This is a genomic window from Planctomycetia bacterium (assembly GCA_016795155.1).
In the GTDB taxonomy this organism is placed as follows: Bacteria; Planctomycetota; Planctomycetia; order Gemmatales; family HRBIN36; genus JAEUIE01.
In genome coordinates, this window is record JAEUIE010000015.1 from 115,374 (window position 1) to 138,618 (window position 23,245).

Sequence of the window (23,245 nt, forward strand, 5' to 3'; positions counted from 1 at the left end):
AATGTATTCAATTTTTGCTTGTTGTTTTCGTTGCTGACCGCCATCGCAGATAACACCAGCGAATCAGGGGTGTAGTGTCAACAGTTAATGGACTGGCCGAAGGAGACAGCAGGTGGCTGATTAGGTAGTGATGCAAAGTCAAACCGATATCGTGTCGTTCATGCCAATAAGCATCCCCCAAATGATGATGGATTCTGGCAAGATATATTCGGTTGGCTTTGTCAGGCTTTTGGGCAAAGATTGACTGATAATGATTTAATGCATTAGCAAACAGTTCCCGTGACAGTTTACTCTCAACCTCGAGCAGGCACTTTCCGCATTCAGAAAGCAGATGTGCATAGTGTAACTTTGTTGCAGTATCCGTCATGGCCTCCTGCTGAACCTTTTGCAACATGGAAGCTGCACGAATGAGCTGTTGCCTGCCATCATCCAGTTGATGAGTTTGCCTGAGTAAGTTGCCAAGAAGTAATTGATCCTGGATAAGAAATAATCTGTCTCTTGTGGTGCATTCTTGATGGTTTAAAATTTCATTTCTGATTGAAATTGCAGAATGGGTGGAATGAATGGAGGCAGACCAGAGCGATTTCTGCTGCTGCATCACTGCCAGCTTGTTGAAACTCGCAGCTAGATCCCGTTGATACGAAATCACTCCGGGGAAATCTCGTACCAGTTGTTCACGAGCCTTGAGCAAGCGTTGATGAGCATCGAATGCCTTTTCGAGCAATTTATCCTGCTCATATTGCCGGGCTAATTGATACAGCTGTGAAGAATACAATTCCTGATTTTTTGCTTTTGCTGGCTGTTGTGCAATCAGCTTTTCGTTCAGCAACAAACCTTCTTCATATTGTTTGTCTGCTTCAGCGTACCGCTTGCATTTACGGAGTAGTCCGGCAAGTTTGAAATGGAGGAGTGCATAATCATAATAATTCACTTCATGATTGGGAAATTCAGAGGCACAGTGTTTCCGAATTTGCAGTGCTTCCCGGTAGAGGAGTTCCGCCGGTTCAAAATATTGATGTGCTTCCAGTAGAGAGCCGAGAACATAGCGGTCAGCCGCAGCATTGTGCGTATAACCAGCAATCCCCGGATTGTCCTGGCGCAGCTTGTCATTCATTTCAATAGAAATGCGATAGTATTTTTCAGCTTCAACAATATCATTGGTTCTTGCAGAGAGCACACCCATTCGCCAGTAACTGCGGGCCAGTGCTTCGGGCAACTTGAGTAGCTTGTCGGGACGCTGATAAAGCTGTTTTCGCAATTCCAGTGCTTGCGTAATGAATTGGCGTGCCTCCTCGATACGGTTGGATTTCATCAGGAAATCGCCGTAATCATCCAGAATCAGTGCCTGCTCCATGAGCAGCAGACTGTTTTCCGGTTGTATCCGCAAAGCTTTCTCAATAATATTAATGGCAAACTGATAGTCACGCTCAGCCTCATCCTTGCGCTGCTGGGCGCGGAGATTAAGTCCATTGTAAGTTAGTGCATTGCAGATAAATGCCATGGCTTCGATATGATCTGGCTGTGTTGTCAGTACCTGGTTGGCAACCCGTATCGCCTGCCGATAGATCAATTCTGATAGATCCCATTTTTCCATGTTTCGATAGACTTGAGCCAGTTTGCCATATACTGCAGCGTATTCGAGAGTGATGTGCACAGGCGTATTCTGTCTGGTCTGGTTGCTCTCGTATAACGAAATAGATTGCTGAAACCTGGAAATAGCCTGCTTGTACTGGCCCAGACTGAAATGGATATGGCCGGCCTGGCATGCCAATCGTGCAGCTTCCAGTTGCAATGCTGGTGCGATCTGCGGATCGCGCAGCAATGCATCATAATAATTCAAGGCATGTATCAGTTTCTCTCTGCCTTGTTTCTCAGTTCGGACATCATTTATCATCTCCTGTGCCAGTTGAACGTCATTCCGCAACAGTTCGTGATATTTGTTCAGCCAGGAAAGAGTTGCATCAGCCTGCACCGCACGATGATGGTTTTGATAGAGAATACCACTCAGACCCAATGTAATAGCAATCAGCAGTGCTGCCGCCAGCCCCGATACGACCGGATGACGTTTAATAGAACGCCAACTTCGCTCAATCCATGATACTGGGCGGGCATGAATGGGTTCATGCTTGAGAAAGCGTCTGAGATCTTCAGCTAGTTCCCTGGTTCCCGCATATCGCAAGGCTGGATCTTTCTGAAGGCATTTCATGCAGATGGTTTCGAGGTCCAGAGGCAGCTTGGGACGAATCTTTCGCAGTGGTAACGGTTCCTGGTGAGCTACCAGTTGCAAAGTATCGATATCTGTTTCACCACGATAGGGTGGATGCCCTGCCAGTAGTTCATAAAGAATGACGCCAAGGGCATGGATGTCTACAGATGGGCCTACGGTGTTCTTGCCTGATGTCTGTTCAGGTGCCATGTAGGCCGGGGTGCCAAGAATCGCCCCGGTTGCAGTATTGGTTTTCTCTCGTGCAAGTTTAGCGAGGCCAAAGTCAGTGATTTTAGGAGTGATCGTTTGAGTACACGTTGCGAAAACCGCAATGCTTCCGTTCTGCTGACTGTTATCATGCAACAGTATATTGGAAGGCTTGAGATCGCGATGCAATACTCCTTGCTGATGTGCGTAAGCGACTGCCTCCGCCAGGCAGGCAACCCATTCCACAATCGTGGAAATAGGTGCCTGGTCTTTCTGTGTCCGTAACCACTCATTGAGCGTAATACCAGGACAATAAGCGTAAACAATGTAGTTTACTGGTCCAACTTCTCCTGCCTCATGCACAGTTACAATATGTGGATATTGTAAGCCTGCAGCCACGCGGGCTTCGCGAAGAAATCTCTCTCGTAGTTCATCGTTTGTCAGTACATGGGAATGTGGCATTTTCAACGCGACAAGATTATCGAGTACTCGATCACGTGCCAGAAATACCACTCCGAAGCCACCACGTCCCAATTCGCGGATCAAGTCGAATTTGCCGAAGCGACAAGGCAACTGGTATTTGACTGTATTGGTAGGGAGGGGGGCTATTCTGGTCAGTTTGGAAGCAGGAGTATCATGGTTGCGTTTGCGCAGCCCATCCAGCATTTTCAAGCAGGCCAGTTGCTTGACTAGCCTGGGCTGGAGTTCTGATGATTGAGGAACACCTTCACCCCGCGCAAGCTGTTCTTCCCATTGAGCTAACTGTTCGAGTTGTTGTTCATCCATCGGGGCATTCCCGGAGTTTTACGGTGGTAGCTCCATTTCTTCCTGCAGTTTCTCAATCGCTCTGGCCCACAGTTTGCGCACGGCATTGGCGGTGCGATTCATTTTCAGGCCAACATCGTCGAACGATAATCCTTCAATGTACCGCAGACGCAGGACCTGGGCATAGTCTTCAGGCAATCGTTCCATGGCAGCATAGAGCGCTTCCTCCTGTTCCCCTGCCATCATCTGCTTGCTGGGGCTGCTGCTCCCATCATCCAGCCAGGATCGTTCCTGCGCAAAAGAATCGGCAGGATGAATGGAGACTTCCCGCTGTGTGGATCGTTTGGCTGTGTGTACCCATTGCCTCCTGAAGTTGGCTACGTTATTGAGTAACATTCTCCGAAGCCATGCAAGTAACTCAGCCTCGGTTGTTCCGGAAAACCTGGAAAAATCCTGTTGGGCTTCCAGAAAAGTCTGCTGCACCAGGTCAGATGCACCGCCTTTGGCTCGGAGGCCTGCATCCAACTCGCGTTCTGCAACGTGCAGCAGATAAGCTCGACAGGCTTCGAGTGCCTCACCCAGTGCAGCTTCTTCCCCTGCCCTGGCATGGTTCAACCAGTTGGTGAGCTTTTCACTGGAATCACTCATACTCTAAGCACCGTTTTTACCAATATAGGCCACGAAAATTCAATTATTAACACATTTTGTCCCCGGACGCTATTAGCTTGGTTGAATTCGTTGGGACAGCTTTTTCATCGCACTTTCTTCTCTTGACACCTCTGGGCATCTACATTTTATCACTGCCAGGGAATTCAGCCTGCAACTGGTGTGCTGTTCACCCCGATACAAATGCCAGTTTTCATGGATTCTGAAAAGTGTTTTCTACACAGTGAGATGTATCGCTCATTTCCGCCAATTTCTATCTGAGCACCATCCCTTTCTACATTTCCATCTGCCCGTACTCTGACCACCATGGTCGCCTTTTTACCACAACAACAGATGGTTTTTAACTCCACCAAAGTGTCGGACCAGGCAAGAAGTGCAGCACTGCCGGGAAACAACTCGCCCTGAAAATCGGTTCGTAGACCATAACACATGACAGGCAGGTTGAATTCATCTACCAATTGTGCGAGCTGCTTTACCTGGTACTGTGTGAGAAACTGGGCTTCATCGACCAGAACACAGTCCACCTTCTTCCCGTTGCATAGATCGAGAAAGCTCGTTTCAGCATCAAAATGCAATGCATCCGCTCCAAAGCCAATACGTGAAGCAATTCGACCACCAGCTCGGTTATCTATTTTGGCAGTAAACAGCAAAGTTTTCATTCCCCGCTCACGATAATTGTGGCTGGCTTGAAGCAACGAAGTGGATTTACCTGCATTCATAGTTGAATAGTAAAAATAAAGCTTTGCCATTTCTGCTGGGTACTCCGGTGAAGGAATTGTATCTTAATCTTGCGGTGAGAATTCTATTCGGGAATTAATGTTCTGCATCCCTGCCCTTGATGGACCGTTTCGTGCAATGAGAATCATGCTCATCCTTTCAATCTGTTGTATTCTTATTGGCAGCACGAATGCAGAACCCCCTTCTCGCAAGTACTCCAATGTTGAACGATTGAAGTTGGAACGACTTACAGCAGTACATGAAAGTGTGACTGCCTTCAAGCAGAAACGCAGAGTGATTCCTCCGATCAAAGGTTTCAACGACTATAAGTGCATATTCCACGCACATGCAGAAGATTCAACCCACACTGGCGGCACTCTGCCTGAAATGTTGCAGGAAGCCAAAAAAGCTGGCATCCATGCCATCTTCCTGTCTGATCATTTTCGACCACCCAGAGATTTTATCGATGGCAGATGGCGGGGTATGAAGGATGGAGTGTTGTTTGTTCCGGGTTCGGAAGCGCGAGGCTTTCTCCTTTATCCATCGAAATCGATCTTGCCCCGTATGGACTTAAAAGCTGCTGAACTGGTTGAAACCGTTATCAACACGGAAGATGGACTGATCTTCCTGTCGCATATCGAAGAACGGCCTGAACATTCGATGGCTGGTTTAACTGGTCTGGAGATTTACAATCGCCACTGGGATGCCAAGCGGGATATGGCATCACTCCTGAGTGTTGCATTGAAACTGACCGATCCTCAATCACTGCAGGAACTGGAAAAGGCTCTGGAACTTTATCCCGATGAGTTGTTTGCATTTCAATGCGATTATCCAGATGTGTATCTCAAAAAATGGGATGCGGAAACATTGTCGAAGCGATTGACTGGTGTTGCTGCCAATGATTGTCATCATAATCAGATTATGCTCGTCAAAATACTGGATGAGAAGACGGTACTCCTGGGCACCAATGTCGATCTGGACAAGGATATGCGAAAGATCAGTGTCGAACTGCGGCCCGGACTGAAAAGCATGATGGCAGGAAAGAAACCTGGCGACATTGTAGCAAAGATCGATCTCGATCCCTATCACCGTTCATTCAAAAATAGTGCAACGCACATACTTGCCCCCTCTCTCGATGAAACAACATTAAGAAAGGCATTGAAAGCTGGGCATGTCTATGTCTCACACGATTGGATGTGCGATACAACTGGTTTTCAATTCACCCTGCAAAACGGTAAAGGGGAAATGCAAGCCATCATGGGTGATGAAACTAAATATACGCCTGGCAAACGGCTGGTGGCTGAATTGCCTGCACAAGCATTAGTTAGAATCATTCGCAATGGAAAAGAACTGCAGAAAGTGGAAGGCAAGGTTCAAATCAGCATCCCGATCGACCAGCCGGGTGTTTACCGTCTGGAAGCCTGGCTGAAGCTCGATGACGAATACAGGCCGTGGATATATTCGAACCCCATCTATGTGAAATAATCCACAGTCTGCATTGCAAGCCTTCAAAACTGCTTGACCTGAAAGCAGGCATCCATCACAATGGCAGTCTGCCTGTTCCCCGCCTTTTGAAGAAGTTATGCGAACAGTAGCCTTGTGCCTGCATTTGCTGTTTCTGAGCCAGTCGTTTGCTCAAAGCGTTTCTTTTGAGAGCGAAGTCGCTCCGATATTGAAGGCCAGGTGCATTCGCTGCCATAGCGGAGAGCATCCCAAAGGTGATCTCGATCTCAGCACCGAAAAAGGGTTACAACAGGGTGGCAGCAGCGGCAAAGTTGTTTCTGAATCTCGCGAACAGCCCGGCTTGCTATGGGAAATGGTCGAGCAAAAGCGAATGCCGCCCAAAGAACAGTTATCCGACAATGAACTACGCATTCTGAAAAACTGGCTGGAAAAAGGTTCACCATGGCGCGGACCTGCACTGCAAGTTGCTAGTAAGCCGACCGTTTCGCTTCGTGCTGGCAAAGATTGGTGGTCGCTCCAACCCATCAACAAAGTATCTCTTCCCACAGTTAAACAGCAGGCATGGATCAGAAACGAAATAGATCATTTCATTTTGCATCAATTGGAAAGTCGGGGGTTATCACCCTCAGCAGAAGCTGATCGCAGGACATACATTCGCAGAGTAACATTTGATATAACCGGATTACCACCCACGCCTTCGGAAATCGATGCCTTCGTTCGCGATACATCTGACCAAGCCTATGAAACACTGGTGGATCGCTTACTCGCTTCACCCAGATACGGCGAACGTTGGGGAAGGCACTGGCTGGATGTCGTTCGCTTTGCTGAAAGCCACGGCTACGAAACTAATGAGTTGAGGCGAAATGCCTGGCCATATCGCGATTGGGTCATTCGAGCGTTGAACGAAGACAAACCTTTTGACCGTTTTGTTCAGGAGCAACTCGCTGGAGATGTGGTCGCAGCGGGCGATCTTGCCAACGAGGTCGCCACCGGCTTTCTGGTGGGTGGTACACATGATGTAGTCGGCAATCAAACTCCAGAAGGCATGGCGCAACAAAGGCAGGATGATCTCTACGATATGGTTTCAACAACTGGCTCAGCCTTTTTGGGCCTTACGCTCAATTGTGCCCGCTGCCATGATCATAAGTTTGATCCCATTTCGCAGAAAGAATATTACAGCATGCAGTCATTTTTTGCTGGCGTTCAACATGGCGCACGCGATGTGGCCAACCCCGCCGTCAAACTGCAACTCGATAAACTGATGACTGAGCGAAAGTCGCTGAATCAGCATCTGATGGAATACAAAAAGCTGGTCAGCAACTCAGGCCCACCCAACAGTGTGCTGAATACCGAAGTGTTCGATGCTGTTCAAGCCCGCTTTGTACGGATGACTATCAACAAGACAAAAATCAATGATGAACCCTGCATTGATGAATTCGAAATTTATGCTGGTGATATCAATGTGGCTCATGTCTCCATGCGAGCCAAGCCCACCGCTTCATCCGAATATCCCAACTCCGACATCCATCGCATTGTCCATCTGAACGATGGCCTTCCCGGCAATAGCAAAAGCTGGATTTCCAATGAACCGGGCAAAGGCTGGCTGCAGATTGAATGGCCAACTCCCGTGGTGATTGACCGTATTGTTTGGGGCCGCGACCGGAACAATCAGTTCCAGGACAGGCTGGCAGTCAAATACCAATTGGAATCTTCCCTGGATGGTAGCAACTGGAAACTACTCTGTACTGAGGCTGATCGCATGAAACGGCCTGTTGCCAAAGATCAGCAGCAGCAGTCATATGAAATGAAATCTCACGAAGCAAAGTTAGCCAGTCTCAACACGAAAATACGCGACATGGAAAGCCAGTTACAGGTCTATTGCGGCGTATTTAAAAAGGCTGAGCCTGTTCACCTGCTGAAACGGGGCGATCCCATGATGAAACAGGAGGAAGTGCCTCCCTCCAGCATCGAAGCTTTGGGTATTCCTATCTCGATACAGAAGAATGCCACCGATCAGCAACGCAGACTGGCACTGGCGAACTGGATTGCAGACCGAAGAAACCCATTGCCTGCCCGCGTGATGGTCAATCGAGTCTGGCACTATCATTTCGGCACTGGCATCGTCAACACCCCCAGCGACTTTGGATTCAATGGCGGTAAGCCATCGCATCCGGAACTTCTCGATTGGCTGGCCTATCAATTTCATGAAAATCAAGGCAGGCTCAAGCCGCTGCATCGAATGATTGTGCTCTCCGCAACCTATCGCCAGTCTAGCCAACCCGATCAAGCTGCTGTAGCCCGGAACAGTTCCATTGATGCAGATAATCGCCTGCTCTGGAAAGCACCCCGGCGGCGATTGGAAGCGGAAGCCATCCGGGATACCATCCTCTCAGTCAGTGGGAACCTCGATCTAACCATGGGTGGGCCAGGCTACGATTTGTGGAAATACTCCAACTATGTTGTCGTCTTTGAACAGCAGAAGATGCTGCCAGCCAACGCATACCGCCGCATGGTTTATCAATTCAAACCGCGCACTCAGCAGGATTCAACTTTCGGTTCGTTCGATTGCCCCGATGGCACTTTGACCATGCCGAAACGCAACAGTTCTACAACTGCACTGCAGGCCTTGAATCTGCTGAACAGTCCATTCATGATCCAGCAAAGCAGTATCTTGGCGGGGCGGTTGAAAAAGAAGGCAGGAATGCAATCCGAAGCCCAGATGAAACTCGCATTCCGCCTAGCTTTGGGCAGACTGCCTACGCCGAAAGAAGAAGCAATCTGTCTGGCGATCATTCATGAGCATGGCCTGGAAGCATTTTGCCGGGCGCTTTTAAACAGCAACGAATTTATCTACATCGATTGATTGGGCGAATGTATGATCTTTCCGGATACTCGACAATTCATCCATCGCCGCCTTTTTCTGGGCAGCTTCAGTCACGGCCTGGCTGGTGTTGCATTGTTCGATCTACTCAAGCGTGCCCATGCGGATGATCAGAAAAGTCCCATCCGCCCTGTGATTGATTCCCAGCACCCACAATCAGCCCGGCAGCCACATTTCGCGCCCCGTGCCAAACGCATCCTGCATATCTTCTGTTCCGGCGCCTGCAGCCATCTCGATTCCTGGGATTACAAGCCTGCACTCGTGAAATACGATGGCAAGCCCATGCCCGGCACAGACAAGCTCGTCACCTTTCAGGGGGAGAATGGAGCAGTCAGCAAAAGTCCCTACACGTTTCGGCAACGAGGGCAGTCAGGCAAATACACTTCCGATCTGTTTCCACAGTTGGGTGAACTGGTCGATGAGATGTGCTTCATTCACTCGATGACGAGCAAGAGCAACACCCATGGGCCTGGAGAGAGTTTCGCGAACACGGGTTTCACTCTGGAAGGATTCCCTAGTGCAGGCTCCTGGGTTACCTATGCTCTGGGAACCGAAAATCAGAACCTGCCTGCCTTTGTCGCCATCCCTGATCCGCGCGGCATTCCACAAGTTGGCCCAGCAAACTGGAGCCAGGGGTTCCTGCCAGCCGTCTTTCAAGGCACAGCTTTCAATACCAGCCAGGCGATTCCCCATCTGTTCCCGCCCGAGAGCATCAGCAAACAAAACGATTTGGCCACCCGTGGGCTGATTCAGCAGTTGAACCAGCTTCACGCGGAAGATCGTCCGGGCGATTCAGCGCTGCATGCCCGCATCGCTTCGTATGAGCTGGCAGCCAGGCTGCAACTGAGTGCTCCCGAAGTGGCTGATCTGGGTACTGAACCAGCCTCGATCCAGAAGGCATATGGAGTGGATTCAGGCAATCCGTTGCTGGCAGGCTTTGCCCGTAACTGCATCCTGGCCCGGCGACTTCTCGAACGTGGCGTGCGCTATGTTCAGCTCTTTAACGGCGCCTATGCCATGGGCGAAGGGGTAGGTAACTGGGATGGCCACAAGCAGCTGAAAAAAGACTACGACCGCCATGGCCCGATTCTCGATCAGCCCGCTGCTGCACTTCTCAAAGATTTGAAAACCCGTGGTTTATTGAAAGATTCGCTGGTGATCTGGTCCACGGAATTTGGCCGCATGCCCACGTTTCAAAAAGGCGCTCAAGGCCGTGATCACAACCCCCACGGGTTCACCGTCTGGCTCGCCGGCGCCGGTGTCAAGAAGGCAATGAGTTACGGCGCTACCGATGAGTTCGGCCACAAGGCGGTTGAGAAAGTGACAACGGTCTACGACTTCTACGCAACCATCCTGCATATCCTGGGCCTGGATCACGAACGACTGACCTACTACCACAACGGCATCGAACGCCGACTAACCGACGTCCACGGCCATGTAATAAAAGATATTCTAGCGTAGTTTCTCCCCTCTCCCCTTTGTGGGAGAGGGGTTGGGGGTGGAGGGGAATGCGACCATGAGAAGCTTAAGGCCTCGCTACTTCCTCTCTTTCGCAAACTTCAAGAGCGCCTTCACTTCTTCACGATCAGCCAAGCCGCCGGTTGCATATAAATCACCAAAGACTTTCAAATGCCCAGGCGTATAGCTGGCATCCGGCGCAGTTGCAGTTTCACTCGGCTTGTGAATGGTACACTTCAGGAACGACCCCGCCTCCAGACAAGCTCCCACAGCAACAGCTTTGCCCGTGCCTGCTGCCCGCTTCCACTGTTCAATTTCCGCCATCGTCTTCTCGTGGTGATTGGCATCAATTCTAAGGTAGAGATAGCCATACGTGGGCTGCGAATACCTTTCGGTATGCTGGCCGGCACTGTCCGTAGTCATGCAACTGCGAGTAATACAACCCCAGATTTGCACCCACCGCGGATTGAGAGTATGCGGTTCGTGCACTACTTTCTCAACCACCACATACATCGGCGGCGGCCCACCTGCGGCACAGGCAGTAGAAACGGTTCCCAGCAATACTAGGACGGCAAGCGCAAATTGCAATCTCATGACCTGCTCCTTAACTCGAAGATGTTGCGGACATCTACTGAGTAGGGCGAGGGCTCGGAGTTAATAGTTAATTCTCCCCATTCATATCCGAAGGATCATTAAAAGAACAACACTCACCAAGCAAGGGTTGTTAAGTGTTTAATCAATTTTAGTGGAGGCGGCGGGAATCGAATGAGCAGAGCCCAGGTGCTAACCTACTGTCAGGTCAACAACTTACAACACTAAGGCAAAAGCTGTCAGCACACTGTCAGCATTTCCAGGACGCTGACTGGCTCAACCTGTCATCAATCGACAGCAGGCTGGCAAACGTCATCCTCCACTGGGATGGTCATTCTAACGCAACCATTTCAATCCTGGAACGACACTGTCACCACGATCACGCCAATCCTGCTTTCTACCCCATCATAGCCACCAAACTTCGAGAACTTCAGTTTAATCTCGATCAACTGATGGGCCAGAGCAGCCTACTAGATCCCTTATTCATCCCCGAGCTTGATGAAGCTCTTCGACAACTGCAGCAAGTGTTGCGGAGGGCGTCATCATGAACACCATAACCAATTCAGAGACAGGGGTGATGTATGGCCGACGACCAGCGGGATGTGGCGGCACTTCACGTTATTCAACACGAGATCGCAGAGGGACGAATTCGTGTGTATCGCAACGCTCTCAACCAGGCTTACGTGTATTGCGATCATCCCAGCTTTCCTGGACAGAACCTCCCCTTGTTCCATCGCGACTTTCGCGGGTGGCTTTGCCACTATGTATGGAGCCAGAAGCAGCTTCTACTTCACGAAAGAGAAGTCGACCGAATTCTGGAAGTTCTACGCGGCCAGTCAATGGAAACTCCGGTCGCCAAAGTTTGCGATCAAGCTTTACTACAACTTCTCGTCGAAGATCCTCTTCTTGCCCTGATTGTGGATTTCATGGAAGGGAAGACGGAAGTCGAATACTCCATGACGGAACTACTAAGGAGCCTCAAGATCCATGCGACCGAGCATGGTCAGCTCAAACGTATCTCATCACGATTTCCCGGCGGGGCAAATGTACTGAGCGGAAAACTAAAGGACATCAGTCCCTCGCTAGCCCTGTTTGGCATCACGGTCACGATCCGCCGGAGTAACGGAGCACGAGTGACACTGCAACCACGATTGGACGATACCTGTGGTGAATCGTCCACTGAATCGTCCGCACCTAACCACAACAAAACCAAGGGCTTAAGTCCTGTGGACGATAGAGCACTACGTCTTCAGGAATTGGCACTCCGCAAACAGAAAACATCCAATCCGGACTCAATCTAAGGACACATATCCCATGACAATGACACTGCAAGGCTCGAAAAAGACTCCACCAGATATCCTGCGATGGCTACCTGATCGCTGGGATCAATTCATCGGCAATCGTCAATTGAAACGTTACCTACAGAAGCTGCTCGTCAAGCTACGTAAGGAGTTTCGGCGGACCGGGAAGATTCCCGAGGTTAGCCGCCTCTGCTTCTTGGTGACAGGTGAATCAAGGAGTGGCAAGACGTCTCTAATCAAGCACTTCGTACGCAGTCTCACCTGCTCTGATTTCAACGACGAAACAATGGAACCCTGTAAGCGAACCTGTATTGCGTGCAGAGAACGACCGGAAAAATACGGTCTACATGGGCTCTTTGCCACTGCGGCAATTGGCCCAGGAAATATGCCAGTTCATTTGATGGTGGTGGACTGCACCAAGCTGCAGACACCCGATCAGCTACGAAAAGTGCTCATTGACGCAGGAGATTGGGACGATGGGCTACGCGTATTCTACTTCGACGAAGTTCATCGACTGATACACAAGCAGATGGAGGAGATGCTGCTCAAGGAGGTCGAGGAAAAGAACTTCCTCTGGTTCTTCTCCACCGCTAAGCCTCAGAACCTCGAAGACATGTTCCTCAACAGGCTCCTCAAGCTAAAGACGGAACTACCCGAATCGAAAGAGATGGAACATTGGCTCGTCGACCTCTGTGATCAGTGGGGCATCGCCTGGGAACCTGAAGCCATTCTTCGTGTGGTCGAAAAATGCAACCGTGTTCCGGGCACCGCACTTCACGCACTAGCCATGGCCGCTATGGATCCTGATATTGGACTTACCCTAGAACTGGTCGAGAACGAGTGGACGGTAAAGCTGGGTGAGTAGACATATCAGCCACCGACGGCATTTTCAAGCGTACGACCCAGTTTGGAGATGCCGTCATAAAACCTGCCTGTGCCTAGAGTCCATCTATTCGTCAACTACAGATTACGCCTTCAATCAATCGCAAACCCATCCATAAGAAACAGATTCGGTATCCGCTGCAAGCAAATCCACCTTGGTTGCTTAGGAGATTCCGATGCATTCAAACCCAGCACCAGTATCAGCACCAACTCAAAATGAACCTGGAGCAAGACCACAGCGTATTCAAGTGGTAAGAACCAATCCTGACATCAACCACCCTGAGTTTACCACTCTTCAGCATCTGGGGTACGATGGCACTACTCCTCCAGGTTCTCTTCAGCGAACTCTCGAAGCAGTCTTCCCGCTATTACGATCACAACACAAACAAGGCACGAGGTTCGCCAACCCTTGTGCTTTGGTTACAGCAACCACTCCTTCAACTGAGTTCATAGCTGCAGCACGACGCGAACAACATCGATGGTGGTCATGGCTCAACGAAGCCTTCTACTCATCAACACGTGTCAAGAGAATGATCAGACATATGGACTCCATTAGTCGGCAACTCCATTTCACGGGTGTGATGATCATCAACGGAAAACATGTCCGGCCCAATCAGTGGCCAGACTCACGGGATTCGCCTCAAGAAACATCGCCAGTTGGCCAAGTCTTCGGCAGGCTCACCGTGAAATCAGAACTTCAAGGAGGGTTCTGTCACTGCCAGTGCCACTGTGGAAAAACGACTGACGTCCATCGCAAACATCTGCGATCTGGAGGTACCAGTTCCTGTGGCTGCCTTCGAGCCGAATACGACCAGCGGCTCCAGGACAAAAAACTAACCAGAGCGTGGCTCCACTCGTAGAGTCGAGCGACCAGCAAGCCGCGATTCTGCCAGCGGGATATTAAGAAGGCACATTGCCACGAGAGTGGTGAGTGATCGACCTCTCGCTCAGCGAGACCCATGCAGGACTCAACCCGGAGAGTTTCCGGGTCCTGGAGGGGAAACGGTAGACACAACCCCGTAGACGAAAAAGAAGAAACTCCAAAAGAGACATCAACAACAGAACCAACAATCAGAACATCAACCACAGCAGGAACAAGAACATGGACACAGACAAACAGGACACACCAACCCCGGAACAAGAACCATCTACACCAACGAATCAACCCACCTGCAATCTGAACGTCAAAAGAATCCCCAGGAACGTCTGGCAACGAGCCCGGCAGAACGCTCTTTCCTCCAGCCTCTCCTTCAGGGAGTACATCATCGCCCTGTTAGAGCGGTCCGAAGCCCTGCCTCCTGCCCACAGATGAACAAAAACCTAGGTTCTTCTTGTCCCGCATGATTTCTTCATCCACAATACTCTTACCGAGGAACAACCCCTGTCCCAGATTCCTATGCAATATGAACGAAGCCGATACCTGCCGAAAGCTCGTTCGTCCCAAACTCGAAGCCGCTGGCTGGGAGGACGGGGGGAAGCACTTCTACAGCGAGCAAACTGCATTCACAGACGGCAGGATCATCGTGCCAGCGGGGAAGCCTCGTCGGCTCAAGAAGAAGTTCACCGACTTCCTGCTCCGCTACTCCCGTGACATCACCCTGGCAGTGGTCGAAGCCAAGTCGGACAAACGCCCCGCAGGCGACGGGCTCCAACAGGCCAAGGACTACGCCGACATCCTGGGTCTCAAGTTCGCCTACGCCACCAACGGCCACGAAATCATCGAGTACGACTTCTTCACCGCACTCGAACAACCCGTCGACCGATACCCCACACCCGAAGAACTCTGGTCACGCTATCAAAGAGGGCAAGGCCTCTCTCAGGCAACATCAAACGCCTTCCTGGCTCCGTTCTTCCATCAACCTGGTAAAGAACCCCGCTACTATCAGAAGATCGCCATCAACAGAGCGGTCGAAGCCATCCTGAACAAGAAACCCAGATGCCTTCTCACCCTGGCGACCGGCACCGGCAAGACGCTCGTCTCCTTTCAAATCTGCTGGAAGCTCTGGTCAGCAGGGTGGAACACTAAGGGCGAACCCCGCAAGCCACGCATCCTGTTCCTGGCCGACCGCAACATCCTGGTCGACGATCCAAAAGACAAAACCTTCGCTCCCTTCGGCGACGCCCGCTGGAAGATTGAGGGCGAAGCGATCAAGAGCCGGGAGATGTACTTCTCCATCTACCAGGCCATCGCCAAGGACGAACGACGCCCAGGTCTCTACAAGGAGTACGCACCCGACTTCTTCGACCTTATCGTCATCGACGAGTGCCACCGGGGCAGTGCCCGCGACGAGAGCAACTGGCGGGAAATCCTGGAACACTTCGAGCCAGCCTACCAACTGGGAATGACCGCCACCCCGCTGAGGGAAGACAACCGAGACACCTACACCTATTTCGGGAACCCGCTCTACACCTACAGTCTCAAGCAAGGCATCGAAGACGGTTTCCTGGCACCGTACCGGGTCCACCGTATCCTCACCACGGTCGATGCTGCTGGTTGGCGACCCAACAAAGGCCAGAAGGACACGCACGGCAGAGAAATCCCAGATGCCGAATACCACACCAAGGACTTCGAGCGAACCGGCGGCGTCTCGCTCCAAGCCCGCACCGAAGCCATTGCCAAGCACATCACCGACTTCCTCAAGAAAACCGACCGGCACAACAAGACCATCGTTTTCTGCGTCGACCAAGATCACGCCGACCAGATGAGGCGTGCCCTGCACAACCTCAACACCGACCTCATCGCCAAGATGCCGAAGGGCGAAACATACGTCGCGAGAGTCACCGCCGACGAGGGCGACATCGGTCGGGGCTTCCTGGGCAAGTTCCAAGACCCCGAAGAACGCTACCCGGTCATCCTCACGACGTCTCAGCTGCTCACCACAGGCGTCGACGCACCCACCTGCCAGAATGTCATCCTAGTCCGCACCATCGGCTCCATGTCCGAGTTCAAACAGATCATCGGTCGCGGCACCCGCGTCCGGGACGATCACGGCAAACTCTTCTTCAACATCCTCGACTATACTGGCTCAGCCACCAGACTCTTCGCCGACCCCGACTTCGACGGCGACCCCAGCCTGGTCAGCGAGGAAGAGATCAACGCCGAGGGCGAAGTAGTCGAAACGAAAGAGATCACTGCCGAGGAAGAAAACCCAGAAGCAGATGGCCCTAGTCAGCCCGAGTACGACGACGAAGTGCATGGGCCTCGCAAGTACTACGTACGAGGTGGCAAGGTCGACATCGACACCCACGTCACCTACGACCTGGACAGCGACGGCAGCAAACTCCGCACCGTCGAGATCACCCAGTACACCGCCGAGACCATCCGCACCCTCTACACCGATCCCGACGACCTCCGCAAGAAGTGGAGCGACTTCGAGCAACGGACAGCCATCGTCGAGATGCTCGAAGAGAAAGGGATCGACTTCAACGAACTTGCCGCTACCGCAGGCAACCCCGAAGCCGATCCGTACGACCTACTCTGCCACCTGGCCTACAACGCACCACTACTCACACGCAAGCAGCGAGCCGAGAAACTCCGCAAGGAGAAGAAGGACTTCTTCGACCAGTATGGCCCCGAAGCCAGGACGATCATCAACGACCTTCTGGACAAGTACGCCGAACACGGGACGAAAGAGTTCAGGATGCCCGAAGTCTTCGATGTCCCTCCAATCTCCAACCACGGCAACTTCAAAGAGATCGCCAGGAAGTTCGGCGGCACGGAAAAGCTCATGGAAGCGTTCTGTCAGCTTCAAACACATCTCTACGCAGCATAGGAGACGTCATGCGAGGCATGAGGAAAAACTTCGACATATCACAACTGCCCAACTACATGTCCTATTTCATAACAGGACGGAACAGAGGGTTCACGTACTTCTTGGTTTCCGACGACCTTTCCCTGGTGAAGATTGGGGGTACTAATGACTGGGAAATCGAGGGAGACACCTTTACTTTCGATGCAGACCAAAGAGTCAGTGCAATTAGACGTGGATGCCCAGTTCCCCTCCGTCTAGCCGCTATGGTATCTGGCGTTCCGTACGGAAATGAAGGTGCATTCCACAGGTACTTTAAGAGCTACCGTTACAGCCGTGAGTGGTATTGGTGTCTCGACGCCCTCGAGGAGTACATCGAAAAAATAGCAGCATACTCCGAGAAGATGGACAAATATCTGTCCGACAACGATGATTACCAGCGACAAGAGAAAGAAGCAGCAGCTCAAGATCGACCGTTTAACTTACCTATGCCCATCATGCCTCTCCAAATACCGGTACTCGATTTTGGCACGCCACCTCCACCTCCCAAGGCGATCCCAACGGGTTGGACATTGCAACTCCCCTAGAATCACCACATGTGCCTAAGGCCTATCTTTCAGAAGTGGTAAGAAACAAGCCTGGAATAATTCATCAGTGTGTGAGGAGCATATGGGCGAGTATTCACTAGGTCTCGACTGGATCAGCAGTTCCGAAGGATGGGCGGTAGCAGCTATAAGTCAGCGAAATGGCTCGCTGAACATATCTCTCGTTCGAATCCCCGCCCAAGGTGAGTCTTCGCCCATTATCAAGTCCGCTACTCGCATTATTCTAGACGCACCTATCGGACTTCCAACCGACTCAGAGGAAGGCTGCAGACTCCGCCCCTGTGACGAGGGAGCCAGAAAATGGATCGGTCCTGCCCTACGATCCTCGGTCTTTGCAGTCCCATACGAACCTGAACTTATCGAGTGGCAACGGCGACGCGAGGGACAACAGAAGCAAAGACTCGGACATTTCCGTGGGCTTCTACCAGCTATTTATTCGGCGACTCAGATCCTAAACCATCACGGCCAAGTTCTGGAGTCACATCCTGAGCTCTGCTTTGCCGCACTTGCGGGGAAACAACTGCCTTCCTCGGCATCGAAGAAGACTTTGCTGGGAACGCTGGCACGGCTCGCAATTCTGAGAAGACACGCCATCGATATACCACTCGAACAAATTGAGGCACAAGGGAGAGTGCCTACAGACAACTTCATCGACGCGGTATCTATGGCCTTGATCGCACACGCATGGGCCAGGAACGAGGACTTATCGGTTATCACAAACACTGAAGGTAAGCCCATAAGCTGGCACGGCAAATCCAAACCAACAACGAGCCTGATGGTGCTCCCCGCCAACTACCTTGACACACGGACGACCGGTTCATTCACACCAGCCGAGATCGTGGCCCTAGCCGACGAATGGAATGGATAACCGATGGCTGAAAACAAAAAAAAGAAAGCAGACACCCCTCTAACAACCGCCCAGCGTCTCGGCAGCCTGGTCAAGTCCGCACGCGACCTCATGCGGAAGGACAAGGGTCTCAATGGCGACCTCGACCGCCTGCCGATGCTCACCTGGCTCCTCTTCCTTAAGTTCCTCGACGACAAGGAAAGCATCCAGGAAGAGCGAGCCAAGGCTAAGAAGGATCGCTTCCGCCCGATCATCGAACAGCCCTACCGCTGGAGAGACTGGGCCGCGAAGGAAGACGGTATCAGCGGCGACGCTCTCCGATCTTTCATCAACAATGAGGAAGCAGTCCGTGCCGACGGTACCAAAGGCACCGGACTGATCGCCTATCTTCGCAGTCTTCAGGGCAGTAACGGCGATGACCGGCGAGACGTAGTTGCATCCGTCTTCGCTGGCGTCACCAACCGCATGGAGTCGGGATACCTGCTCCGCGACATCGTCAACAAGATCAACGACATCCACTTCGACTCAACCGAGGAAATCCACACCCTGGGCCACCTCTACGAGTCCATGCTCAAGGAGATGCGAGACGCCGCTGGAGACTCTGGCGAGTTCTACACACCCAGGGCAGTTGTCCGCTTCATGATCGAGGTCACCGCACCCAAGCTCAGTGAAACCATTCTCGATCCTGCCTGCGGAACAGGGGGCTTTCTCGTCGAAGCCTACCAGTACCTGGAGAAGCAGTGCAAGACGGTCCAAGACCGGCGAACACTTCAAGAGAAGAGCATCCACGGTGGTGAAGCCAAGCCGCTACCCTACATGCTGTGCCAGATGAACCTGCTGCTCCACGGTCTTGAAGCCCCACACATCACCCGGGGCAACAGCCTCGACCAGAAACTCACCGAGATCAAGGACTCCGACCGGGTCGACATCATCCTGACGAATCCACCCTTTGGCGGCGAAGAAGAAAAGGGTATCCAGGGGAACTTCCCCGAAGACAAGCAGACATCAGAAACGGCCTTGCTATTCCTCCAACTCATCATGAGAAAACTACGTGCCACACCAACCCAGGGCCGAGCCGGAGTGGTCGTACCGAACGGCACACTCTTCGGCGAAGGTGTCTGTGGCCGCATCAAGCAGGAGTTGCTCACCAAGTTCAACCTGCACACCATCATCCGTCTGCCAAACGGCGTCTTCGCCCCTTATACTAGCATCCCCACGAACCTGCTCTTCTTTGACCGCACTGGCCCAACCAAGCACGTCTGGTACTACGAGCAGCCGCTCCCCGAAGGGAAGAAGAACTACACTAAGACTGCCCCCATCCAGTTTGAGGAGTTCGCCGACTGTCTCAAGTGGTGGAACAAACGCAAGGAGAACGACCAGGCCTGGAAGGTACCCGTCGACAAGATCATCGAGAACAACTGCAATCTCGACATCAAGAACCCGAATGCCAAGGACGACTTCGAGCACCTGCCCCCGGAGCAACTAGCAGACGACATCCTTCAGAAGGAACTCCGCATCGCCGAGATCATGAAGGAGATCAAGGAACTTCTGGGGAAGAAGCCATGAGCAAGTCGAAGCTGACTCCCCGTGCCGAATACGCCAAGCTCCTGGGCGAAATCAAATCTCGCATCCAGACTTCGCAGACACGAGCAGTGCTGTCTGTCAACGCTGAGCTCGTCCGCCTCTACTGGGACATCGGTCGGATTCTGGATGATCGCCAGATAAAAGAGGGGTACGGCACCGGTGTCATTCCAAGGCTTGCGAAAGACATCCGGAATGAACTGCCCGAAGTCAAAGGCTTCTCCGAACGGAACATCGATAGCATGCTCCGCTTCCACCGAGCCTACCCCCAACCCGAGGGACTTTCGCAACAGGCTGTTGCGAAACTGACCTCGCCCCAGGTTTCGCAGCTGCCTGCTGCGAAAGATCAGAAGGCCACGATTTCGCCACAATCTGTGGCAAACATAGCCGAATCCCTCCTCTGGCTGATCCCCTGGGGGCACCACACAGTATTGCTGAGCAAGGTCAAAGACCTTAACCACCGACTCTGGTACATGCAGCAGACCCTGCACCATGGCTGGAGCCGCAACGTCCTGGGCCTGATGATCGACAACCAATCTCACCAACGTCAGGGTAACGCGATCACCAACTTCCCTGAACGTCTGCCCCCAGCACAGTCCGACCTGGTCGTCCAGTCGCTCAAAGACCCCTACATCTTCGACTTCCTCACGCTCACCGAGCCGTTCCTAGAACGGGAACTCGAAACCAACCTGCTTCGCCACCTCGAAAAGTTCCTGCTCGAACTCGGCAAGGGATTCGCCTTCGTCGGCAGACAATACCACATCGACGTCGGCGACGATGATGACTTCTACATCGACCTCCTCTTCTACCACCTGCACCTCCGTTGCTTCGTCGTCATCGACCTGAAGACGGGAGCCTTCAAGCCGGAGTACGCGGGCAAGATGAACTTCTACCTCAGTGTGGTAGACGACAAGCTCCGCCACGCTCAGGACGCCCCCAGCATCGGCCTCATCCTCTGCCAGGATCGAAACCGCGTCGTGGCCGAATATGCTCTTCGTGGGATGAACAAACCCATCGGCATCTCGGAATACCAGGTGACACGAGCACTGCCAAAAGAACTAGCCTCCAGCCTGCCCACCATCGAAGCTATCGAAGCAGAACTGGCGGAGACTCCGAAAGCAGAACCGAAGCAAACACGCAAGCCTCGCAAGAAAGGGGGCAAGCGATGAGCCAATGGCCCACAGTGCCACTAGGGGAAGTGATCACGCACAGGAAGGAGTTCATCCAGATCAACGAGCTGGAAACTTACAAACGATGCCGTGTTCAACTTCACGCTCAGGGTGTCGTCCTTCGTGATCAGGTCGCAGGAACTGAGATCAAGACCAAGAAGCAGCAGGTCTGCCGGGCTGAGGAGTTCCTGGTAGCCGAAATCGACGCCAAACTTGGCGGGTACGGTATTGTGCCACCTGACCTTGAGGGAGCCATCGTCAGCAGCCACTACTTCCTCTTTGGGATCAACGAGGACAAGATCGACCGACGCTTCCTTGGCTACTACGTTCGTACACCTGCCTTTCACAAACAGGTAGCGGCACAAGGGTCAACTAACTACGCAGCTATTCGACCTAGTCATGTGCTTAGTTACTCAATCCCACTGCCAACCCTAACCGAACAACGCCGATTGGTCGAACGCATCGACGCCCTGGCTACCAAGATCGAGGAGGCGAAGGGGCTACGGTGTAAAGCATCGCATGCAACAGGGTGGTTAGTCGAGACTGCCCTTGATAGTATTTTCGAGAAAGCAGCGGCCAACCAGCGTTGGCCGAGAGTGCCTCTACGAGATGCAGCTACCATCAATCGAGGGAAGTTCGCTCATAGACCTCGAAATGAGCCTCGCTTCTATGGAGGCGACATCCCGTTTATTCAGATCGGTGAAATATCCGCCTCACGGCAGTACATCCGTCAGTTCAGCCAAACTCTAAACGAACAGGGACTCCATATCAGCCGTAAGTTCCCAAAAGGGACAGTAGTCATCGCGATCACAGGAGCCACGATAGGCGTCACCGGTATCCTTGACTTCGATTCCTGCTTTCCAGACAGCATCGTTGGTATTCAACCGAAGCAAGGCGTGTCGACGAGTGAGTACATCTATTGGGCCGTCGAGTACGAGAAGCATAAAGCCCTTTCTCAAGCTACACAGACCACGCAACCCAACATCAACCTTCAAAAGCTTGACTCCCTCACCATTCCCTTACCTACCGAAGTCGATCAAAGGAAGTTTGTAGAGCACATAGGGACAATCCGATCAAAATCCGATGCTCTCAAAGACCATCAACGAGAGATCCAAACTGAGCTCAACGCCATGCTCCCGGCTATCCTTGACCGTGCCTTCCGGGGAGAGCTGTGATGCCGAACACAGAACGGACAAGCGAAAAAGAGTGGAGCAACCTACTCCAGCCACGCCTTGACAAAGCCCTTCTCAAGAACATCGAGGGCGAATGGACTCTCCGAGCCTGTGCTGGTGAGAAGCTCACCTACGCTCATGAAGTTTCACGCTACCACGCCGATGACACCGAGAAACGCTATAGCTCCAAGTACGAAACCGACCTTCTGCTCTACGACACCAACGAGCAAGGTGACTGGATACCAAGAGTCGTCATCGAACTAAAACTAGCTGGGATCACGACCCATGATGCGTTGACCTACAGTACGAAAGCCTCAACACATAAGCACGTTCATCCCTACCTGCGATACGGAATCCTCGTCGGTAACTTCGACACAGCACTTCCAGGCAGGCTTATCAGGCACGGCACCTACTTCGACTTCATGATAGTCTGGCCCGCTGAGCACCCGAGCAAGCGAGAGTGGTCAGACTTCGTCGGCGTACTAATCGAGGAAGCTCAAGCCTCACGCTGCCTGCAAAGCCTCCTCACAGAAAGTCGACAGCGGCAGCGGAAACGATACCAAATCCTCCATCGTCCCCTAAGACTCAAGTAGCCTGCTCAAAATTGATATCGAAAGGGTCGTCATGCCAAAGGTCACTCTCTCCAAAGAAATGCACGAGCGTGTCACGCAGTTCAAAAACCTCGTCGAAGCGGTCGCTCAGGCTGAGCTTGACATCGATACCTGTACAGAGGTTATCCTTCAGCGTGGGATCGATCTCATGCTGAGCGAACTGCTTGGCCAGGTGGGCGAGGAAGCTCTGCTGACAACGGTTCAGAAGCTAGGCTCGCGACATCCTGCCCAGGTCTACAACTTCATCGCTGAGGTGTGGAAGATTGGAGTGGATGAAGAGAAGCAGGAGCAGCTTCGTAACCGGTTTGGGTTCCACGCAACCATGAAGCAGCCAGAGCCAGAAGAGTGAGTCAAACATCATGCACACTACTCG

Annotated in this window: 17 protein-coding genes; 13 read left to right on the top strand and 4 right to left on the bottom strand. The window is 52.2% G+C overall.

Going from position 1 to position 23,245, the window contains the following annotated elements; all coding sequences use genetic code 11:
• Positions 1–7: 7 nt before the first annotated feature.
• The 3 genes from JNJ77_06705 to JNJ77_06715 form a co-directional block, all read right to left on the bottom strand.
• Complete coding sequence (locus tag JNJ77_06705; GenBank protein ID MBL8822263.1) at positions 8–3,199, bottom strand: protein kinase; 3,192 nt, start codon at positions 3,197–3,199, stop codon at positions 8–10.
• An 18-nt stretch (positions 3,200–3,217) separates the two neighbouring features.
• Positions 3,218–3,826, bottom strand: a complete 609-nt coding sequence (locus tag JNJ77_06710) for a sigma-70 family RNA polymerase sigma factor (GenBank protein ID MBL8822264.1) — start codon at positions 3,824–3,826, stop codon at positions 3,218–3,220.
• Between the two features lie 164 nt (positions 3,827–3,990).
• Positions 3,991–4,593, bottom strand: a complete 603-nt coding sequence (locus JNJ77_06715; protein ID MBL8822265.1) for a thymidine kinase — start codon at positions 4,591–4,593, stop codon at positions 3,991–3,993.
• 115 nt (positions 4,594–4,708) lie between these two features.
• On the opposite strand from JNJ77_06715, the gene JNJ77_06720 reads away from it, so the two are divergent.
• The 3 genes from JNJ77_06720 to JNJ77_06730 all read left to right on the top strand — a co-directional run bounded on the left by JNJ77_06720 (position 4,709) and on the right by JNJ77_06730 (position 10,367).
• Positions 4,709–6,046, top strand: a complete 1,338-nt coding sequence (locus tag JNJ77_06720) for a histidinol phosphatase (GenBank protein MBL8822266.1) — start codon at positions 4,709–4,711, stop codon at positions 6,044–6,046.
• A 97-nt stretch (positions 6,047–6,143) separates the two neighbouring features.
• Positions 6,144–8,888: a DUF1549 domain-containing protein gene (locus JNJ77_06725; protein MBL8822267.1), complete on the top strand. Its 2,745-nt coding sequence runs from the start codon at positions 6,144–6,146 to the stop codon at positions 8,886–8,888.
• 12 nt (positions 8,889–8,900) lie between these two features.
• Complete coding sequence (locus JNJ77_06730) at positions 8,901–10,367, top strand: DUF1501 domain-containing protein (GenBank protein MBL8822268.1); 1,467 nt, start codon at positions 8,901–8,903, stop codon at positions 10,365–10,367.
• 75 nt (positions 10,368–10,442) lie between these two features.
• Here the strand turns inward: JNJ77_06730 and JNJ77_06735 are convergent, their stop codons facing one another.
• Positions 10,443–10,958, bottom strand: coding sequence for a hypothetical protein (locus tag JNJ77_06735; GenBank protein MBL8822269.1), 516 nt, complete (start codon positions 10,956–10,958; stop codon positions 10,443–10,445).
• A 578-nt stretch (positions 10,959–11,536) separates the two neighbouring features.
• Here JNJ77_06735 and JNJ77_06740 point away from each other — a divergent pair.
• The 10 genes from JNJ77_06740 (at position 11,537) to JNJ77_06785 (ending at position 23,221) form a co-directional block, all read left to right on the top strand.
• Complete coding sequence (locus JNJ77_06740; protein MBL8822270.1) at positions 11,537–12,256, top strand: hypothetical protein; 720 nt, start codon at positions 11,537–11,539, stop codon at positions 12,254–12,256.
• A gap of 13 nt (positions 12,257–12,269) precedes the next feature.
• Entirely contained in the window at positions 12,270–13,121 is an 852-nt protein-coding gene (locus JNJ77_06745; GenBank protein MBL8822271.1) for a hypothetical protein, read from the top strand.
• A gap of 1,420 nt (positions 13,122–14,541) precedes the next feature.
• Positions 14,542–16,911, top strand: a complete 2,370-nt coding sequence (locus JNJ77_06750) for a DEAD/DEAH box helicase family protein (GenBank protein MBL8822272.1) — start codon at positions 14,542–14,544, stop codon at positions 16,909–16,911.
• A gap of 8 nt (positions 16,912–16,919) precedes the next feature.
• Positions 16,920–17,474: a GIY-YIG nuclease family protein gene (locus JNJ77_06755; protein ID MBL8822273.1), complete on the top strand. Its 555-nt coding sequence runs from the start codon at positions 16,920–16,922 to the stop codon at positions 17,472–17,474.
• 82 nt (positions 17,475–17,556) lie between these two features.
• Positions 17,557–18,360: a DUF429 domain-containing protein gene (locus JNJ77_06760; GenBank protein ID MBL8822274.1), complete on the top strand. Its 804-nt coding sequence runs from the start codon at positions 17,557–17,559 to the stop codon at positions 18,358–18,360.
• A 3-nt stretch (positions 18,361–18,363) separates the two neighbouring features.
• A complete protein-coding gene (locus JNJ77_06765; protein MBL8822275.1) occupies positions 18,364–19,905 on the top strand; it encodes an SAM-dependent DNA methyltransferase in 1,542 nt (513 codons plus the stop codon).
• Positions 19,902–21,089, top strand: a complete 1,188-nt coding sequence (locus JNJ77_06770; GenBank protein ID MBL8822276.1) for a DUF1016 family protein — start codon at positions 19,902–19,904, stop codon at positions 21,087–21,089. Before JNJ77_06765 ends, JNJ77_06770 begins: the two co-directional genes overlap by 4 nt.
• Entirely contained in the window at positions 21,086–22,264 is a 1,179-nt protein-coding gene (locus JNJ77_06775; protein MBL8822277.1) for a restriction endonuclease subunit S, read from the top strand. The genes JNJ77_06770 and JNJ77_06775 overlap by 4 nt, the downstream gene beginning before the upstream one ends.
• Positions 22,264–22,854 carry a hypothetical protein gene (locus JNJ77_06780; GenBank protein MBL8822278.1) on the top strand — a complete coding sequence of 197 codons (591 nt, stop codon included), beginning with the start codon at positions 22,264–22,266 and terminating at the stop codon, positions 22,852–22,854. The genes JNJ77_06775 and JNJ77_06780 overlap by 1 nt, the downstream gene beginning before the upstream one ends.
• Before the next feature lie 31 nt (positions 22,855–22,885).
• Positions 22,886–23,221, top strand: a complete 336-nt coding sequence (locus JNJ77_06785; GenBank protein ID MBL8822279.1) for a hypothetical protein — start codon at positions 22,886–22,888, stop codon at positions 23,219–23,221.
• Positions 23,222–23,245 lie beyond the last annotated feature (24 nt).

Coding starts and splice junctions, on each gene's coding strand:
- JNJ77_06705 (MBL8822263.1), bottom strand. CDS start 3,199: ATGGATGAACAACAACTCGAACAGTTAGCTCAATGGGAAGAACAGCTT.
- JNJ77_06710 (MBL8822264.1), bottom strand. CDS start 3,826: ATGAGTGATTCCAGTGAAAAGCTCACCAACTGGTTGAACCATGCCAGG.
- JNJ77_06715 (MBL8822265.1), bottom strand. CDS start 4,593: ATGGCAAAGCTTTATTTTTACTATTCAACTATGAATGCAGGTAAATCC.
- JNJ77_06720 (MBL8822266.1), top strand. CDS start 4,709: ATGCTCATCCTTTCAATCTGTTGTATTCTTATTGGCAGCACGAATGCA.
- JNJ77_06725 (MBL8822267.1), top strand. CDS start 6,144: ATGCGAACAGTAGCCTTGTGCCTGCATTTGCTGTTTCTGAGCCAGTCG.
- JNJ77_06730 (MBL8822268.1), top strand. CDS start 8,901: ATGATCTTTCCGGATACTCGACAATTCATCCATCGCCGCCTTTTTCTG.
- JNJ77_06735 (MBL8822269.1), bottom strand. CDS start 10,958: ATGAGATTGCAATTTGCGCTTGCCGTCCTAGTATTGCTGGGAACCGTT.
- JNJ77_06740 (MBL8822270.1), top strand. CDS start 11,537: ATGGCCGACGACCAGCGGGATGTGGCGGCACTTCACGTTATTCAACAC.
- JNJ77_06745 (MBL8822271.1), top strand. CDS start 12,270: ATGACAATGACACTGCAAGGCTCGAAAAAGACTCCACCAGATATCCTG.
- JNJ77_06750 (MBL8822272.1), top strand. CDS start 14,542: ATGAACGAAGCCGATACCTGCCGAAAGCTCGTTCGTCCCAAACTCGAA.
- JNJ77_06755 (MBL8822273.1), top strand. CDS start 16,920: ATGCGAGGCATGAGGAAAAACTTCGACATATCACAACTGCCCAACTAC.
- JNJ77_06760 (MBL8822274.1), top strand. CDS start 17,557: ATGGGCGAGTATTCACTAGGTCTCGACTGGATCAGCAGTTCCGAAGGA.
- JNJ77_06765 (MBL8822275.1), top strand. CDS start 18,364: ATGGCTGAAAACAAAAAAAAGAAAGCAGACACCCCTCTAACAACCGCC.
- JNJ77_06770 (MBL8822276.1), top strand. CDS start 19,902: ATGAGCAAGTCGAAGCTGACTCCCCGTGCCGAATACGCCAAGCTCCTG.
- JNJ77_06775 (MBL8822277.1), top strand. CDS start 21,086: ATGAGCCAATGGCCCACAGTGCCACTAGGGGAAGTGATCACGCACAGG.
- JNJ77_06780 (MBL8822278.1), top strand. CDS start 22,264: ATGCCGAACACAGAACGGACAAGCGAAAAAGAGTGGAGCAACCTACTC.
- JNJ77_06785 (MBL8822279.1), top strand. CDS start 22,886: ATGCCAAAGGTCACTCTCTCCAAAGAAATGCACGAGCGTGTCACGCAG.